General features: G+C 52.2%; 16 protein-coding genes and 1 pseudogene. 13 read left to right on the top strand and 4 right to left on the bottom strand.

Annotated elements, in window-relative coordinates; all coding sequences use genetic code 11:
• Positions 1 to 137: 137 nt before the first annotated feature.
• The 6 genes from IAG03_RS06810 to IAG03_RS06785 all read left to right on the top strand — a co-directional run bounded on the left by IAG03_RS06810 (position 138) and on the right by IAG03_RS06785 (position 5,092).
• Positions 138 to 1,388 (top strand): hemolysin family protein, encoded by a 1,251-nt coding sequence (locus tag IAG03_RS06810; protein ID WP_249319346.1) that lies wholly within the window; start codon positions 138 to 140, stop codon positions 1,386 to 1,388.
• Between the two features lie 389 nt (positions 1,389 to 1,777).
• The gene (locus IAG03_RS06805) at positions 1,778 to 2,104 is read left to right on the top strand and encodes a PadR family transcriptional regulator (protein WP_249319344.1); all 327 of its coding nucleotides are present in this window, start codon (positions 1,778 to 1,780) and stop codon (positions 2,102 to 2,104) included.
• Positions 2,091 to 2,807: a DUF1700 domain-containing protein gene (locus IAG03_RS06800; RefSeq protein WP_249319343.1), complete on the top strand. Its 717-nt coding sequence runs from the start codon at positions 2,091 to 2,093 to the stop codon at positions 2,805 to 2,807. The genes IAG03_RS06805 and IAG03_RS06800 overlap by 14 nt, the downstream gene beginning before the upstream one ends.
• Positions 2,808 to 2,993: 186 nt before the next feature.
• A complete protein-coding gene (locus IAG03_RS06795; RefSeq protein WP_249319342.1) occupies positions 2,994 to 3,854 on the top strand; it encodes an SDR family NAD(P)-dependent oxidoreductase in 861 nt (286 codons plus the stop codon).
• A complete protein-coding gene (locus tag IAG03_RS06790) occupies positions 3,851 to 4,657 on the top strand; it encodes an SDR family NAD(P)-dependent oxidoreductase (RefSeq protein ID WP_249319340.1) in 807 nt (268 codons plus the stop codon). The genes IAG03_RS06795 and IAG03_RS06790 overlap by 4 nt, the downstream gene beginning before the upstream one ends.
• Positions 4,658 to 4,888: 231 nt before the next feature.
• Positions 4,889 to 5,092, top strand: a complete 204-nt coding sequence (locus IAG03_RS06785) for a hypothetical protein (protein ID WP_249319338.1) — start codon at positions 4,889 to 4,891, stop codon at positions 5,090 to 5,092.
• A 27-nt stretch (positions 5,093 to 5,119) separates the two neighbouring features.
• Here the strand turns inward: IAG03_RS06785 and IAG03_RS06780 are convergent, their stop codons facing one another.
• On the bottom strand, positions 5,120 to 6,172 hold the full coding sequence (locus tag IAG03_RS06780) for an aldose epimerase family protein (RefSeq protein WP_249319336.1): 1,053 nt from the start codon (positions 6,170 to 6,172) through the stop codon (positions 5,120 to 5,122).
• 13 nt (positions 6,173 to 6,185) lie between these two features.
• A complete protein-coding gene (locus tag IAG03_RS06775) occupies positions 6,186 to 7,139 on the bottom strand; it encodes an ROK family protein (protein WP_249319334.1) in 954 nt (317 codons plus the stop codon).
• 272 nt (positions 7,140 to 7,411) lie between these two features.
• On the opposite strand from IAG03_RS06775, the gene IAG03_RS06770 reads away from it, so the two are divergent.
• The 3 genes from IAG03_RS06770 to IAG03_RS06760 all read left to right on the top strand — a co-directional run bounded on the left by IAG03_RS06770 (position 7,412) and on the right by IAG03_RS06760 (position 9,582).
• Complete coding sequence (locus tag IAG03_RS06770; protein WP_249319332.1) at positions 7,412 to 8,125, top strand: tRNA threonylcarbamoyladenosine dehydratase; 714 nt, start codon at positions 7,412 to 7,414, stop codon at positions 8,123 to 8,125.
• A gap of 143 nt (positions 8,126 to 8,268) precedes the next feature.
• The gene (locus IAG03_RS06765; protein WP_249319330.1) at positions 8,269 to 8,451 is read left to right on the top strand and encodes a hypothetical protein; all 183 of its coding nucleotides are present in this window, start codon (positions 8,269 to 8,271) and stop codon (positions 8,449 to 8,451) included.
• A gap of 69 nt (positions 8,452 to 8,520) precedes the next feature.
• The gene (locus IAG03_RS06760) at positions 8,521 to 9,582 is read left to right on the top strand and encodes a M23 family metallopeptidase (RefSeq protein WP_249319328.1); all 1,062 of its coding nucleotides are present in this window, start codon (positions 8,521 to 8,523) and stop codon (positions 9,580 to 9,582) included.
• Positions 9,583 to 9,728: 146 nt separating this feature from the next.
• Here the strand turns inward: IAG03_RS06760 and IAG03_RS06755 are convergent, their stop codons facing one another.
• The gene (locus IAG03_RS06755; RefSeq protein ID WP_249319326.1) at positions 9,729 to 11,018 is read right to left on the bottom strand and encodes a sedoheptulokinase; all 1,290 of its coding nucleotides are present in this window, start codon (positions 11,016 to 11,018) and stop codon (positions 9,729 to 9,731) included.
• 195 nt (positions 11,019 to 11,213) lie between these two features.
• On the opposite strand from IAG03_RS06755, the gene IAG03_RS06750 reads away from it, so the two are divergent.
• The 3 genes from IAG03_RS06750 to IAG03_RS06740 are packed head-to-tail and all read left to right on the top strand — an operon-like array spanning position 11,214 to position 14,932.
• Positions 11,214 to 11,879 carry a bifunctional 4-hydroxy-2-oxoglutarate aldolase/2-dehydro-3-deoxy-phosphogluconate aldolase gene (locus IAG03_RS06750; protein WP_249319324.1) on the top strand — a complete coding sequence of 222 codons (666 nt, stop codon included), beginning with the start codon at positions 11,214 to 11,216 and terminating at the stop codon, positions 11,877 to 11,879.
• A complete protein-coding gene (locus tag IAG03_RS06745; protein WP_249319322.1) occupies positions 11,870 to 12,832 on the top strand; it encodes a 2-dehydro-3-deoxygalactonokinase in 963 nt (320 codons plus the stop codon). The genes IAG03_RS06750 and IAG03_RS06745 overlap by 10 nt, the downstream gene beginning before the upstream one ends.
• A 60-nt stretch (positions 12,833 to 12,892) precedes the next feature.
• Positions 12,893 to 14,932 carry a glycoside hydrolase family 31 protein gene (locus tag IAG03_RS06740; protein WP_346726112.1) on the top strand — a complete coding sequence of 680 codons (2,040 nt, stop codon included), beginning with the start codon at positions 12,893 to 12,895 and terminating at the stop codon, positions 14,930 to 14,932.
• A gap of 209 nt (positions 14,933 to 15,141) precedes the next feature.
• On the opposite strand, the pseudogene IAG03_RS06735 reads toward IAG03_RS06740, so the two are convergent.
• Positions 15,142 to 16,332 (bottom strand): annotated as a pseudogene (locus tag IAG03_RS06735) (IS256 family transposase).
• A gap of 566 nt (positions 16,333 to 16,898) precedes the next feature.
• Here IAG03_RS06735 and IAG03_RS06730 point away from each other — a divergent pair.
• Positions 16,899 to 17,141, top strand: a complete 243-nt coding sequence (locus IAG03_RS06730; RefSeq protein ID WP_015523942.1) for a hypothetical protein — start codon at positions 16,899 to 16,901, stop codon at positions 17,139 to 17,141.
• Positions 17,142 to 17,208: the final 67 nt, after the last annotated feature.

Genomic DNA, 17,208 nt, shown 5'->3' with positions numbered 1-17,208 from the left:
CTATCATTTGCAGAAATTATGGAGAGCATATCTGCCTTGCGTCAGGCTGGGCAGACGTGCTTTTTTGCGCTTATAGGAGAAAATGGTTCGACGAATTACTTTGAAATTGAAACGTATTTTTTGAAGGAGTTTTGAACTTGAGTACATACATCATCCTGATGGTCATCTGTCTGATTTTATCCGCCTATTTTTCAGCAACAGAAACAGCATTTTCTTCTATGAACCGCACCAGACTCAAAACGCTTGCAGAAAAAGGAAATCGGAAAGCGGCGCTGGCCTGTAAGCTCGAAGCCCAGTATGATAAGCTGATTTCTACGGTTTTGATCGGCAATAATATCGTGAATATTGCGCTGGCGTCTTTGGGAACCGTGTTGTTTGTGCGGCAGCTCGGAGATGTGGGCGCCTCGGTATCGACCGTTGTCATCACGGTGGTGGTTTTGATTTTTGGGGAGATTTCTCCGAAAAGTATCGCCAAAGACTGTGCAGAAAGCTTTGCGATGTTTTCTGCGCCGATCATCCAGTTCTTAATCTGGATTTTCCTGCCGCTGAATGCGATTTTTTCTCTGTGGAAAAAGCTGCTTTCCAAGATGTTTCACCTGCAGCCCGGCGGGAAGATGTCTCAGGAAGAGCTTTTGATGATGGTTGATGAAGTGCAGCATGAGGGCAGCATCGATGCAGACGAAGGCGGCCTTTTGCGGAATGCCATTGAGTTTTCGGAACAGCGTGCGCGCGATGTGCTGATTCATCGGGTTGATCTGGCGGCGCTGCCGGTAGATGCCAGCAAAGAAGAGGCGGCAGCGCTGTTTACCGCAACGAAATATTCCAGATTGCTGATCTATCAGGACACGATTGACAACATTCTGGGAACGCTGCTTCAGAAGGACTTTTATGTCGGCTGCGGGATAACCGAAAAGCCGATTCGGGAAATTTTGTCTCCGGTTCTCTTTACACTGGAGAGTGAGCCGATCAGCCTGCTGCTGAAAAAGCTGCAAAAAGCCAAGACGCATGTCGCTGTCGTGGTGGATGAGTACGGCGGCACATGCGGGATCGTGACAATGGAGGACATTCTGGAGGAACTGGTCGGCGAAATTTGGGATGAGCACGACGAAGAGGAAGTCCTGATGCGCAGACTTTCCCCGGATACCTATTGCATTGACGCAACCATGAATTATGAGGATTTTGCGGAGCATTTCCATTTAAAAACAGAATCGAAATCCGTGTCAGTAAGCGGATGGATTCTAGAGCAGTTCGGAAAGGTGCCGGAAGTGGGAGACCAGTTTACCTGCGAGAATTTAGAGGTTACGGTCACAAAGGTGGACAACCATCGCGCAGACGAGATCAAGGTGCGGATTCTTCCGCAGGAGCATCCGGAAGCGGAAGAAACGTAATGCCTGAAGCAGGGAAAGTGCTTTGTGCCTTGCAAGAATTTGTTTTTGCGCGCAGAAAGTTTGGAAATTGCAATACGATTGTGATAAAAATTCTCGATGCAGGAGCCTTCCGGTTTCTGCATCGGGGATTTTTTTGGCGAACGCTTTCGTTTGGCGGCATGTGCCGGCTCAGATGCGGAAAGATGGAGCTTCGAAAATGCTGGCGATGAGATACAGCCGGGAAGAAAAAATGCGGGAATCCGGCGGCTTTGGCAAGGAAAGCAAAACATCGGAACCCATGCAGGCAAATTAAAATTTAAAAAAATTTTTAAATCGGGATTGGCTTATAAAATACTAGTAAATATAATATAGTAGTAATCAAGAACAAACAAAAACAAGGAGATGGTGCGATGAACGCCCAATATAAAAAAGGTGTGCTGGAGCTTTGCGTGCTGTCTCTGCTGAAAAAGCGCGATTGCTATGGATATGAAATTTCAGAATCTCTATCCAGGCATATCCATATTGCAGACGGAACTGTTTATCCGATTTTGCGAAAGCTGAAGGCAGACGGGATGCTCACAACGTACTTGCAGGAAGAAAGCGGCGGGCCTCCGCGAAAATATTACAAACTGACCGAGCTTGGCCGCGAAACCTATGAAAAAGACCGGGCGGAATATTTGCAATTTGCGCGGTCTGTCAGAGTGTTACTGGAGGATGAAGAATATGACGAAACATGAATTTTTGACACGACTTTCGAATGAATTGCAAAAGAGAAACGTGGCGGATGCCGCCGATATCGCAGAAGAATATGAGCAGCATTTTGCGTTTAAGCAGGCCGACGGGTATTCGGAAGAAGAAATTGCCGCAAAGCTGGGCGATCCGGCTGTGCTTGCCGCGCAGTTTGATGGTGCGGATGCGCCCAAGCAGAAAAACGGCAGCAAACCGTTTGTGCTGGCGGGATTGTGCCTCGTTGATGTGTTCGCAGGGCTGTTTTTTGTACTGCTGACCGGATTTGGCCTTGTGATGGGTGTTGCGGCTCTGTCTTTTGCCACGCTTACGGTTTGCCTTTTGGGAAATTTAAACATTTACGGATTGATTCCCACGGTGCCGTATTGGTGCGGCGCAATTCTGGCGCTTGCCTTTGCCGCGCTTGCGGTGCTGCTTGTTGTCGGCTGTATCTATTATACGGCATTCCTGCGTCAGCTTATCCGTGCCTTTGGACGGTTTCAGCGGAATGCACTGGCTTTTGCTTCCGGCGCGGCAACACTTCCTGCACTGACGATAAACCCGCAATTTTCCGCCAAGACCAAGCGCCGTCTGCGCGCAGTGGCGCTTGGTTCACTGGCGCTGTTTGCAGCCTGTTTTGTGCTTTCGTATGTAGTGTGCAGCCTGTCGGCAGGAAGCCTGGAATTCTGGCACGCCTGGGGGATGTTTGAATAAGCTTGATGGAACCGAGGTGTGTTTGATGTACGGCTTGAACGCAGTCGCGCTGCCCGTTTACGACCTTGCGGCCGCGGTGTTTGTACTGCTGACGATCCACGGCTTTTTCTGCCAGAATCAAAAGCAGTATCAAAAATTTTCTGTTTTATGGCGGCATACTCCTCCTATGATTTCAGGAGGAACAACATGAAAACCATTGTGATGACAGGCGCAACCTCCGGCATTGGACTGGAAACGGCAAAGCTGCTTGCAAAAGACGGCTTCCGGGTGCTCGGAGTCGGAAGAGACGACGCGCGCTGCAAATTGGCCGCGCAAATCATTCGGGCCGCCGTACCACAGGCCGAGATCACGTTTTTTACGACGAACCTCATGCAGCAGCGGGAAGTCCATTGTGCGGCATCGGCGCTAACCGTGTTTATCGGTAAAAACTGCGACGGAAAGCTGTACGCATTGCTCAACAATGCGGGCTGTGCCAGAGGGTACTATATGACAACAGAGGACAGTTATGAACAGCAGTTTGCGCTGAACTATCTCGCGGGATTTTTACTGACATACCGGCTTTTTCCCTTGCTCCAAAAGGCAGGCGGCCGTGTGATTATGACAGGCAGCCAGTCGCATAAAGGCATCCGGGTACACTGGGACGATGTGATGCTCACAAAACGTTACAATCCGCTGACGGCTTATAAACAATCCAAGCTGTGCGACATCCTTTTTGCCAAAGGGCTGAATGACCGCTGTGTAAAGCAGAATGTCCATGCGTATACGGTCGATCCGGGTCTTGTGCGGACCGAGATCGGCAACAAAGGCGCCGGCGGGCTGGTTAGCGCGGTGTGGTCGCTGCGAAAGCTGAGCGGCGTCAGTCCGGAAATTCCGGCGCAAACATATGCGTTCCTCTGTAATCAGGTGCAGGCGCCCAAAGGGCTGTACTACAAGCAATGCCGGGAACGCGCATACAGCAGAGAGGTCACAACCGAAAATGCAGACCGGCTGTTCGCGCTCAGTGAGCGGCTCTGCGGAATTTCCTATGACGAGGTGTGCAGAATATGAATGTTTTCATCACAGGTGCGGCAGGCGGACTTGGCCGGGCAATGGCGGTCGAATGCGGAAAACGCGGATACCGGCTGTTTTTGACCGATATTTGTGAAGACGGGCTGCGCCGGGCACAAACTGGGCTGGAACGGCAATTTGGCATTCCCGTTACGGCAAAGGCTTGTGATTTGACGGATTCGGAGAGTGTGGATGTGCTTCTAAAAACGATCGATGCCTGCAAAATCAGATTTGATCTGCTTTTGAACGTAGCGGGTGTGGATTTTGAAGGCGGGTTCCTTTCACGCGACAGAGAGCGCGTGGTGAAAATCGTGACGCTCAACGATGCAGGAACGCTGCGGGTCACACACGCAATCTTGGAGCGGCGCAAAGTCGGGAGACCGTTTACTGCGGTGTTTGTTTCGAGCCTTGCTTTGCTGTTTCCCATGCCGCTGAAAGCAACCTATGCGGCATCAAAACGGTTTTTGCTGGATTTTGCGACCGCATTGCGTCAGGAATTGAAAGGGCAGAACGCCAATGTGCTGGCTCTTTGCCCAGCCGGGATGGTTACAACGGACGAAACCGCAGAGGCAATTTGGGCACAGGGGTTCTGGGGAGAGGCGACCACCAATCCGCTGGAAATTGTTGCGAGAAAGACGATTGACCGCGCTTTAAAGGGCAAGGGCCTCTACGTGCCGGGGGTGCTTAATCGGGCGTTGTCTGCGGTAGGCAACGTTCTGCCGCGCACCTTGGCGGCGGAAATTGTTTATTGGCGGTGGAAGCATACGCAGCAGAAATGGCTCAATGAAACAGAAACTGGATGAGGCGGCAAAAAAAAGCACCAACTTTAATACCCCATTTGTTAGACAGAATGCTGTACGGTCTAACAAATGGGGTGTTTGCTATGTGAAAGGAGATTCAAACCGGTACACGTCGAATGCAGGAAAGCAGGTCGTAGAGACGATAGGTCTGTCAGGAGCGGCTCGGCAGTTCCGGATCTGCGCAGCAGCCATCTGGGCAGTAATACCATCTCGGATTGTCCGGTGCTGCGCGTGGTGACGACCACGCTGGACGAGATTAGAGCTCCAGTTCATGAAACACCTGAAACAGGAATTCATTGCATATCTGGATTACAATGGCAATCTCAGAATTCAGGCAAAATGGAAGGGCTTGCCGTCTGCAATTCACAGACAGCAAGCCCTTTCGGCGGCTTGAACTATTTTCTGCTGAAAGATTGTCCAGCTGTTTTGGGTGGTTAACAACGGTGGCGGGTTTGAAATGCGAATTTACTTTACAGAGAAACGATAAACGGTTTCGGTATGGAAACGCACACCCGGCTCCAGGTACGAGGAGGGGAAAGAAGGCTGGTTCGGAGAATCCGGATAGAACTGGGTTTCGAGGCACAGCGCCTGGTGGCGGATGGCATCGACGCCGCCGGTGAACTTCATGCCGGGCGTGACATTATTGCAGGAATAGAACTGTACACCGGGCAAATCGGTGTATGCTTCCATGACGCGGCCGCTCTTCGGATCATGCACTTCCGCGAATTTGCGCAGCCCAGCGCCGCAGAGCGCATAATTGTGGTCATAACCGCCGCATTTTTTCAGGAGACGGTCGTCTGCGCCAATGTCCTGGCCGATCGGTTTCGCTTGGCGGAAATCAAACGGGGTTCCGTCAACCGGAACGATTTCTCCGGTCGGAATCAACTCGTCGTTGGCAGCAGTATAGCCGTCAGCGTGGAGCATCAGAACATGATCGAGCACGTTGGTGCGGAAATCTCCGCTGAGATTGAAATAGCTGTGGTTTGTCAGATTAACGGGTGTCTTTTTATCGGAAACAGCCGTATAGTTCAGATGAAATCCGTTTTCGCTGTCCAGCGTATAGACGATCGTCACGGTCAGCGTTCCGGGATAGCCTTCCTCACCGTCCGGAGAAGTGTGGCGGAAGGTGATCGAGGGCTGCTCACCGTCATCGGTCGAGACAACGTCCCAGACAACTTGATGGAAACCGCCCGGGCCACCGTGAAGGGTGTTGTTTCCTTCATTTTTGGTTAAAGGATACACCTTTCCGTCCATGGTGAACGTTGCGCCGCCGATCCGGTTGGCAAACCGGCCGACTGTGCTGCCCTGGAAATCCATTTTGTCCAGATATTCTTCCAATGTATCGTGCCCGAGTACAACGTTTCCGGCGCTGCCTGTCCGGTCGGGCGTCATCAGTTTTACAATCCGGCATCCATAGGGGATGACTTCCACAGCCGTTCCGGATGCATTGGAAAGCGTATAGACAGGAAGCTCCTTGCCGTCCGGCATGACGCCAAAAACGCGTTTTGAGATACTCATGTTTGGCCCTCCTTTATATTCCGAGCAGGGCGGCTCCGATGATTCCGGCGTCGTTTCCCAGCTCTGCCTTGCAGATTTGTGTTTTTTTGGCGTTGTGTGCATACTCTTCTTTGCGGACATATTCCCGCAGCGGCGCAAGCAGCGTTTCGCCTTCATGGCTGATGCCGCCGCCGATGCAGATGATATCCGGCTGCAAAATGTTGATCATATTGGCAATTCCACATCCGAGATACTCGATGAACCGGTCGACGACCGCTTTTCCGCAGGCATCTCCCTGCCGCATGGCATCGAAAGCGGTCCGCCCGTTTACCTGATCGAGATTGCCGTCGACCAGTTTCCACATGATGCTCTCCTTGCCGCATTCCGACTGCATGAATTCTTTTGTGGTCAGGATCAGGCCGGACGCAGAAGCATACCGCTCCCAGCATCCATGCCGTCCGCATCCGCATTTCCGTCCGCCGAATTCGATGACAATGTGGCCGGCTTCTCCGCCCATGAAGTTGCTGCCGGTATAAATTTTTCCGTCGATGATGATGCCGCTTCCGATTCCGGTTCCAAGCGTAATGGCCAGTGCGTTTTTGGATCCGGCCAGCACGCCGGCTTTATATTCGCCGAACGCCGCCGCATTGGCATCGTTTTCAACCAGGACGGGCTTGCCGCCGAGACGCTCCGAGAGGTCCTTCTGCAGCGCCCAGTCCCGAAGATCCAGATTCGCGCAAAACGCGATGATGCCGGTGTCATGGTTGATTCCGGCCGGAACGCCGACCCCGACATAAGGGACGTCTTCAAGGGTGAGATTTGCTTTTTCAAGGGCTTCCAGAACCAAATCCCCGAACAAGGCGCTCATTTTTTTCGCATCGCAGGATTCCGGGGTTTTGGCCTTGCTGCGGCTGATAATCTGATATTGTTCATTTATGACGCCGACCGCAAGATTTGTGCCGCCGACATCGATTCCGACATAATACATTTTATGGCTCCTTCCTGTTATCATTAAGAATAGTATACGCATTCTCATTTCAATTGTAAAGGGATTTTCTGGAACAACCCGTCTATTGATGCTTTGATGTAATTTGTGTTATAATATCCGCGGAATTGGTGCATTGCCCCAGGAATGGAGATCGATTTCCGTTGCGAAAAAACGATGAAATCTTCTTTTGCATACTGATCGGACGGTTTATAGAAGCGATTATACAAATTTTTAGAAAAAACAGGTTGGGCATTTTAAAAGGAGGAAATCACATGGGCGTCTGTCCGGAACAGTTTTCACGTACGGCGCTGCTGCTGGGTGAAGAGGCAGTACAGAAGCTTCAGCACGCGACAGTTGCAGTGTTTGGGCTGGGAGGCGTCGGCAGCCATGCCGCAGAAGCGCTTGCGCGCACCGGCGTCGGCAAGCTGGTGCTGATTGATCACGATACCGTTGCGGAATCCAACATCAACCGGCAGGTTCCGGCACTTTTCAGCACAATAGGACGCAAAAAGGTGGATGTCATGCGGGAACGTCTGCATGATATTGCGCCGAATTTAGAGATCGATATGCACGATTGTTTCTATTTGCCGGGCAATTCTGATCATCTTCTGGAAAATTGCGACTATGTGATTGACGCAATTGATACGGTTTCGGGGAAACTGGCTCTCGTCGAAGAAGCGCGGGAAACCGGTGTGCCGATGATCAGCTGTATGGGCATCGGCAATAAAAGGGATCCTTCCCGGATTGAAATTTCCGATCTTTCCAAAACTTCCGTCTGTCCGCTTTGCCGGGTGATGCGTCGGGAACTGAAGAAACGCGGCATCTTTCATTTAAAAGTGGTTTATTCCAAAGAAGAGCCGGTCCGTCCGGCCGGATCACCGCTCCCCGGAGAAAAACCAGTTCCGGGAAGTCTCGTGTATGTGACGGCGACGGCAGGCCTTTTACTGGCCGCTGCAGTGGTGCAGGATCTCATAAAAAATCCGTAAAACAAGGCGACGCTCTGCATGGTTTCTGTCTGCACGGCAATACTATTCCTGTAGCAGCTTCATGGATCAAACGAAGGGAGGCGCAGGCATAGCAGCGCGGAAGGCGATCCGATCGGATGGCGTCCGGCTGATGCTGGCAAGGTATGATAAAAAAACAGAAACCAAATCAACACCGCGGAAAACATGAAAAAGGGTATCGGATCATTTCCATTGCGGCAACTCTCCAAAATATGAATAAGGGATTTATCCCTTCGGATGTTACGGGGAGCTATACCGGAATGACCCAGACAAGCGAGAAACCGGAGCAGGATGCCGATGACCTTTAAAAAGGCAGGCAAGATTTTCTGATATTCCGCATACGAATGGGATGAGAATTCCTTTAGGGGTGTGTGAATATGAGACGGCTCCAAGTTTCCGGGAAGGCTGTTTTGATCAGTTTTCTTTTGCTCGTTCTGGCAGCGTCGGTGGCGGTTTCCGGATGGGTGCATCTGCCCGCAGAAAAACCGGCGAATGCAGAACAAAAGGACTTTATCACGTATGTCGAATTTAACGTTCCGTATTTAGCGCTGGAAAAGGCGATGGAGGCGGACATTGCGCTGCACGATACAGAAACGCCGGGCAGCTGGATTGAAATGCTGGCACTTTTAGCAGCCCGATATTACGGGGATTTTTCCCGGTATCGGGCTGCGGATTTAGAGGAAATCATAGAGGCAGTCTCCGCGGGAGCGCCGGTAGAGGAACTTGCAGCGGGGAATTCGTATTATGCCTATTATCGCGAGGCTTATGCAGCTGTTTTGGGCGGACTTTTGGGAGAATATCGTGTGGAGGTGCCCAAAGAAGGCGGCGAAACACAGTGGGAGACCCGTTACGGTCTGAAAGCCTTTTCCCCGATTGCAAAAGATTTTTACTACGAACATTATGATGATTTTGGTGCGCAGCGGACCTACGGATATGCCAGACGGCACTTGGGGCACGATCTGATTGCACCGACCGGCACGCCGGTCATCGCAATTGAGTCCGGCGCTGTCGAAAGCCTCGGCTGGAATCAGTATGGCGGTTGGCGGATCGGCATCCGCAGCGCTGACCGGAAACGGTACTATTATTATGCACACCTGCGGCAGAACCGGCCCTATGCAGAAGGTTTGAAGGAAGGGGACTCCGTACAGGCCGGAGATGTGATCGGTTATGTCGGCCACACCGGTTACAGCACAAAAGAGAATGTCAACAATAATATTGAGGTAAGCCACTTGCATCTGGGCATGGAGCTGATTTTCGACGAGTCTCAAAAAGAGTGTGACAACGAGATTTGGGTCGATCTTTACGCGCTGACGACGTTGCTTGCACAGAATCGATCGGCGGTTTACCGGGTTGCAGAAACAAAGGAATTTTACCGGCAGTACCAGACGGAAGACCTTGCCGCTGAGAGCAGCGGGCCGGACGCACAGCCGGCACAATAGACGTTGAAAATTTGGAATAAAATCTGTCTGGTTTCTGTCAGCTGATAAAGAAATATAAAAAAATAGATGGACCTCCGGAAGCTTATCCGGAGGTCCATCCTTCTGCGAAGCGCTGCCTGCAGAGGCGGCGCTTCGCTTGTGTAAGCTTATGATTCGTAAGCGATCAGAGACTGCGCCTGTGCGAGATTAGGGAACACTCCACTGCCGACGCTTGCAAACAGCGCGGCGCCATAGGCGGCTTCTTCCCGGTGCACTGGAAAAATCGGAAACATCCCAAAAACTTGCTCCATGATTTTTTGAAGCGCCGGGTTCAGCCGGATGCCGTTCCCGGAAGCGACCAGTGTTCTGCAGCGGTCGGGAAGACCGCCGGAAAGCGCAAAAAGTTCATCTGCAATTCCGTAGAGAATCCCGATCAGAAAGTTCTGGGGGGTAAAGGTTTCCGGAGAGAGATTTTCAATTTTTCCCCGGAGCGCCGGGTCCTGTCGGGTGCCGCAGAACTGGTTGTGAAACCGGAGCGTCCTGCGGATTGGCAATGTTTGCAAAGCACGTTCCATGATGGGATATAGTGCAGGCGGTTTGAGCCCGGCCATTTCGATACATTGTTCAAAAAACTGCTTCAGCAAGGCGTAGGCACGACCGCCGCAAAGCGCCGATGCGGCCCATAAAAATTTCCCGCCGGCATAAGGGCGCGCTTCCATGGTGTCAGGGCATTCGGTAGAGTCGGACAAAAAAGAAATCTGACTGCCGGTGCCGATGTTGATGAGTGCGCCGTCCGGATCGGAAACAGATCCGAGAAAGCTTGCCTGATTGTCCCCGAGTGCTGCACAGACCGGGATTCCATTCCAGGTTCCCAAAACAGCCGGCTCGTCTGTGAGCGCTGGCTGGCGTGAATTTGGGTACAAAAAGCAGCTCCGGTTTAAATCAAAAAGTCCAAAACTGGCGGCAAAGCTCAGATGCGTCAGCGGCATTTTTCGGCCGGTAAGCTGCATTGCGAGAAAGTCGCCGATCGAACAGAATACAGCGGCGTTTTCTGGAAGTGCGTGGGTCTGCGCGAGGACAAAATCCGTGACATTGCCAAACCCGGTCGCAGACCGAAGTGCTTTGGCATACGTGGTGCCCTGATAGGGAAGGTCTCCGCGTCCGTCCTGCCAGGTGTAAAGGGGACTGACTGGATCGCCGTTTTTATCGAGATAAAGAATGCCGTGCATCTGGCTGCTGATTCCGATGGCGGCAGTGCCGGGGCAAACCAGTTCGGACAGAAGCGCTTTTGCGGTGTGCAGGATGATGTTCGGATCCTGCAAGCGCTCCCAGGTGTGCGTTGCGGACAGGAAAGAAGAATTGTCCCGTGTTTTGGTTTCCTCAACAGCGCCGGAATCCAGATTGAGCCGGATTCCGCAGATGGTTGTGGTGCCGATATCGATTCCAATCGCATACATGTGCAGCACGCCTCCTTTTTGCTATTTAAAATATATAACAGATTTTGGGCGCTGTCAAGAAGAAAAGTAGTTGAATTGCCACTCGGAATCTGTTATAATAAAGCTAAAGAATTTGCCGTTTGGCAAAAGTTGTTTTATAAAAAACCGGACTCCAAAACTGATATCACACGGGTTCGGTAGGAAGGGGAGCGATACATGGATGCAATGAAAAAAAGAGTCATAGAGGCAATTGCGCGATATAAGCTGATTGCCGTCATCAGAGGAATTTCGGAGGATGAGATTTTGGGCATTGCGCAGGCCCTCTATCAGGGCGGGATCCGTCTCGCGGAAGTTGCGTTTGATGCGGCCGGAAATACGCCGGATATCATTACCGCTTCGATGATCCGCCGGGTCCGGGAACGCTTTGGCGCGGAATTTTTTGTTGGCGCCGGAACGGTTCTGACGCCGGAACAGGTGCAATGTGCCAAGGCTGGAGGTGCGGAGTATGTGATTTCTCCGGACGTCAATCCGGAGGTTATCCGTGCAACGGCGGCTGCCGGAATGGTTTCTATTCCGGGGGCCCTCACGCCGAGTGAGATGCAGCTTGCACATCGGTGCGGCGCGGATTTTGTAAAGGTCTTTCCGGCTGGAAATTTGGGATCCGACTATATCCGTGCGGTTCGGTCTCCGCTTTCCCATATTCGGCTGTTGGCGGTAGGCGGCATTCACAAGGAAAACCTGGGGGAATACCTGCATGCGGGCGCCTGCGGCATCGCGATAAACTCCAATATCATCAAAAAAGAGCTGGTCGCAAAGAAAGATTATGCCGCGATCAGCGCACTGGCGCAGGAATTTGTGCAGGCGGTGGAAGCATGCTGCTGACGGTGGATACCGGGACGACCAATACCCGGGTACACCTTTTGCAGGGGGAGGTGATCCTTGCGCAGAAGAAGGTTTCGGCAGGCGTTCGCAATACGGCCATTTCCGGAAATGCAGATTTTTTGCGGCAGGCGCTGCGCGATGCAATCACGGATCTTTTAAAGGAAGCCGCTGTATCGGAACGGGAAGTTTCCGCTGTGCTGGCGTCCGGTATGATTACGTCAAATTTGGGACTCTATGAATTGCCGCATGTTTCGGCGCCGGTTTCATTGCGGCAGCTTGCCAAACAGGCGGTGATTGTCCGGATTCCGGAGGTTTGTGAAATTCCGTTTTTCTTTATTCCGGGCGTCCGGAATCAGACGCCGGCGTCAATCGAATTTCTCGATCAGATGGACGTGATGCGCGGGGAAGAAACAGAAGCGCTGGGGATGCTCACGCTGTCCGGAGAAACCGGTCCGCTGCTTGCGGTATTGCCCGGATCGCATACGAAGCTGGTGGAAATCGGAGCGGGCGGGCAGATTCTTTCCTGCGAGACCACGCTCAGCGGTGAGATGCTGGCAGCGCTTTCTCAAAATACGATTTTAAAAGATTCTGTACAGGCCTGCGACGATTTTGATGCGGATGCTTTGTGCAGCGGATTTGCGTATAGCCGGGAACATGGCCTGAATAAGGCGTGCTTCCGGGTGCGACTGATGGATGTCTTGTTAAAAGAAGCCAAGGTGCGTACGTTCAGCTTTCTGGCGGGCGCCGTGCTTGCCGGGGATATCGGCGCCATTTCGGCAAAGGCCGAAACGGGGAAGCGGGTGCTGATCGGCGGAACCGGTCCACTGCACAGGATGTTTCTTGCTTTGCTGGAGCCGCTTCTCCCCGGTCAGATTGTTGAGGTTCGCGAAACAGACGCCGCGCACTGTACGGTGTATGGTGCGCTTGCCGTTTGGCGATGCCGGAATGAATAGAAAACCGGGCCGCACAGAAGACGGCGACAGTGCGGCAAAAATTTTTTAGGAGGAATCAAAATGGGCTTGTTTTCAATCAATACACTGGGCAATCAGATGTTTTCGGTTTCCGGACAGCGACTTATCCGCCGGTTTGACAGCGAACAGCTTTGGATCGAGCCCTGGGGAACAGACAGTTTGCGCGTTCGCGCGACCAAATGCAGCGAAATGCCGCAGGAAGATTGGGCGCTGTCGGAGCAGCCGGCAGATTGTGATTCCCGGATTGCAATTTTAGAGGACAACGCAGTCATTGAAAATGGAAAAATCCGCGCAGTTGTTGACGCGGCCGGCAAGCTGGAAGTGTATCATGTTTCCGGAAAACTGCTCCTGAAGGAATACCTGCGCAACCGTGTGGATGTCCAGGCAGATTACTGTTCTGCGCTGGAAATTGATGCACGCGAATTTTTGCCGCTGGTCGGCGGAGATTACGAGCTCACACAGCGCTTTGAGTCCATCGACCGTGAGGAACGAATTTATGGAATGGGACAGTATCAGCAGCCTTATCTGAATTTAAAGGGAATGGAACTCGAACTTGCACACCGGAATTCGCAGGCTAGTGTGCCGTTCTGCCTTTCCAGCCTCGGATACGGCTTGTTGTGGAACAACCCTGCCATTGGCCGGGTGACGTTCGGAGAAAATGTAATGACCTGGCAGGCGCGCAGTACCAAAAAGCTGGATTACTGGATAACAGCCGGAGAGACGCCCGCGGAAATTGAGGAGCATTATGCGGCGGTGACGGGCACGGTGCCCATGATGCCGGCGTATGCGATGGGATTCTGGCAGTGCAAGCTGCGTTATCAGACGCAGGAAGAGCTCCTTGAGGTTGCGCGTGAATACAAACGGAGAGGATTGCCGATTTCCGTAATCGTCATTGACTTTTTCCATTGGCCGTTGCAGGGAGAATGGAAATTTGACCCGACCTATTGGCCGGATCCGGATGCCATGATTGCACAGCTGCAGGAGATGGGAATCGAGCTGATGGTTTCCATTTGGCCGACTGTGGATTACCGCAGCGAAAATTTTGCGGAAATGCTGGAAAAAGGCTACCTGATCCGCACAGAACGCGGCGTGCGCGTCTCCATGACGTATCAGGGGAATACCATTCATTATGACGCCACCAACCCGGACGCCCGCAAGTATGTCTGGGAAAAGGCGAAGAAAAACTATTATGACAAGGGTGTGCGGGTTTTTTGGCTCGATGAGGCCGAACCCGAATACGATGTCTACCATTTTGATAATTACCGCTATTTTTTAGGCTCCGATCTTCAAATCGGGAATGTGTATCCGGTGATGTATGCCAAAACCTTTTTTGACGGCATGAAGGCGGAAGGACAGGAAAATATTCTGAATCTGCTGCGCTGCGCGTGGGCGGGAAGCCAAAAATATGGTGCGCTGGTTTGGAGCGGGGATATCGCTTCCGCGTTCTGGAGTTTGCGCAATCAACTTCCTGCGGGGCTCAATATGGGGCTTGCCGGAATTCCCTGGTGGACAACCGATATCGGCGGATTCCATGGCGGCGACCCGGAATCTTCGGCATTTCGGGAATTGCTGATCCGCTGGTTTGAATTCGGGGCATTTTGTCCGGTGATGCGTCTGCACGGATGCCGGATGCCGGAACAGCCGCAGGTCGGTACAACAGGCGGCGCCAACTGCCGCTCCGGCGCGCCGAATGAGGTTTGGAGCTATGGAGAAACGGCGTATGAGATTTTGAAGAAGTATTTGTTTTTACGGGAACGCATGCGGCCGTATCTGACAAGGCTGATGCAGGCGGCGCACGAAAAGGGAACGCCGGTGATGCGCCCGCTGTTCTATGATTTTCCGGAGGACGCCAGCGCCTGGAAGGTAGAAGATCAGTACCTGTTTGGCCCCGATGTTCTGGTTGCGCCGGTTTTGTACGAGGGCCAGCGCGAACGGGCGGTTTATCTGCCTGCGGGCGCACACTGGAAGAATGCCTGGACCGGCGAGGTGTTTTCCGGCGGCCAGACTGTCGCGGCGGCGGCGCCGCTGGACCAGATTCCGCTCTTTGTGCGCGACGGTGCGGAATTTCCCGCGTTGTGGTGAACGGTTCCAAGAAAAAAATACCTATTTTTAAACGAAATCGGTAAAAATGAATCGAAAAAACACCTCTCGTTGTAGAAGAAACCCTACAACGAGAGGTGTTTTGTTTGAAATTATCCAAAACTATGACTGGCGAAAAGGCTTTGTTGTTTGGGATATGGTACTGTCAAGATTTATGCGCAAAAAGGTTTGCAGACTCCGGCTGAATGAAGTCAGTCGGCAATAGGGACGTCGTTCAAAGCCGCCTCCAGTTGCTTCATATTCATGTACTTCTTGTTGCCCCGCTGCGTTCCCGCCACATGACGCAGCCTTGCACAGACCAGCATCAGCGCAGAGTTCCCATCGGGGAACGTTCCTGCCACACGCGTCCTGCGGCGGATCTCACGGTTCAGCCGTTCGATCACATTGTTGGTGCGGATACGCGTCCAGTGCTCGCCGGGAAAATCACAGCAGGTCAGCGTCTCCTCGATGCCGTCCTAGACCTTCTTGGCAGCTTCCTTCAGCTTCATCGCTCTCAGCTCGGCAACGACAGCTCTTGCCTTCTCGCGGGAGGCTTTCTTGCTCTCCTGCGCGCGGATCGCCTTGAGCATTTTCGCTGCAATTTTGACCTTTGATTTTGGCACAACAGAGAAAACATTGCGGCAGAAATGCACGATGCAGCGCTGGTATTTGGCATCTGGGAATACTTCGCCCACGGCCTCCAGCATCCCCATGCACTTGTCGCCGACGATGAGTTTCACGCCGTTCAGTCCCCGCCCGCGCAGCCGCTGGAAGAAGCTGACCCAGCTGGCCTTGTCCTCTTTCATCCCCTCGGCAGCGCCCAGAACCTCACGAAACCCGTCCTCATTCACGGCAATTGCCGCCAGAATGGCGACATTTTCGTATTCTCCGCCCCAGTTGCGACGCAGGTAAATACCATCTACGTAGACATACGGATAGCGTCCGCCCTGCAAAGGACGGTTCCGCCAGTCTTCAATGTGGACGTAGGCTTTCTTGTTCAGTTCGCTGACGGTGGCAGGCGAGACCTTGCTGTCCCACAGAGCCTCGGTGATGTTCTCCACACGGCGCACGGAAACGCCTGCCGGGTCCATTTCAATGAGGGCCTCCTCCACGCTGCTTTCCCGGCGGCGATACCGCTCGATGATGGCCGTCTCGAAGGATACGCCCTTGCGCCGCGGCATATGGAGCGTGACATCGCCGGAGGTTGTGGTGAGGTTCCGGTCATAGCGGCCGCTGCGATAGCCTTGACGGGCCTCGCTGCGCTCGCAGCGGGCCGCCTGCGTCAGGGACTCTGCCTCTTTTTCCAGCAGCTCGTTCAGGGTTTCTTCCGCGCTGCTTCGGACCAATTCTTTGATCTGCCCCTTGATTGGTTCCTCGTTTAGCTGTACAATTTTCTCGGACATCGTTTGCTGTCTCCTTTCGAATGTTTGCGTTGTGACTTCATTCTACCAGAGCCTGCAAACTATGTCTTCTTTTTTGCTCGTTTCAATTTGCGAAACTTATCTTACCTTATCTCTATTCTACAACAGGAGGTGCTTTTTTCTGCCGCAAATGCGAGCGGAAATCTTCCATAACCATAAAAAAGAGTCTGAACGCAATTTGCGTTCAGACTCAGTCTGGTGCCGGTGGCCGGACTCGAACCGGCACGGTATCGCTACCGGTGGATTTTGAGTTATTTGCTTCATACGGAATACAAACGAACTCAGACCCCTATGGAGGTCGTCAACGGACACCAAAAAGCCCGCAATTACTAATTATTTTGAAACTGATGTGTTAAAAAGCTCCGTTTCGTCTGCCATTTCCGCTTTTCTCAATTTTGACGGGAATTTTGGATTTTGGAGGGACATCGGAGGGATGTAACCCCAAAACGGAGCACAACAACACACGCAATAGATTCATAAATCACAAACGATATTATAGCGTATTCCTCTGCCATTGACAACACATTTTCCGAAAAAGAGGTACTGCTATGAAAACACGCGCACATTATGAAAAACTTTTCGCTTCATATCCCGATGTTGTCACTCTGCCCGAATTTCAAACAATGCTGGGTGGTATCGGTGACAGTACAGCCCGAAAAATCATGCGAGCAAATAAGGTCAAACACTTTTACATAAGATGTACCTATCTTATACCCAAAGCCTGTGTGATAGATTATGTATTGAGCGAAGATTATGCCAAATACAGTAAAACACTCAAAGCGAGGGTTTAACCATTAAGCCATTTGCAGAAATGCAGGTGGCTTTTTTCATACCCGTACATAGCCGCCTGCTTCGCCG

This window comes from Yeguia hominis (assembly GCF_014384705.1).
Classification (GTDB): Bacteria; Bacillota; Clostridia; order Oscillospirales; family Acutalibacteraceae; genus Yeguia; species Yeguia hominis.
The sequence above is the reverse complement of the archived record's forward strand: the minus strand, read 5'-3'. Positions and strand labels throughout refer to the sequence as shown.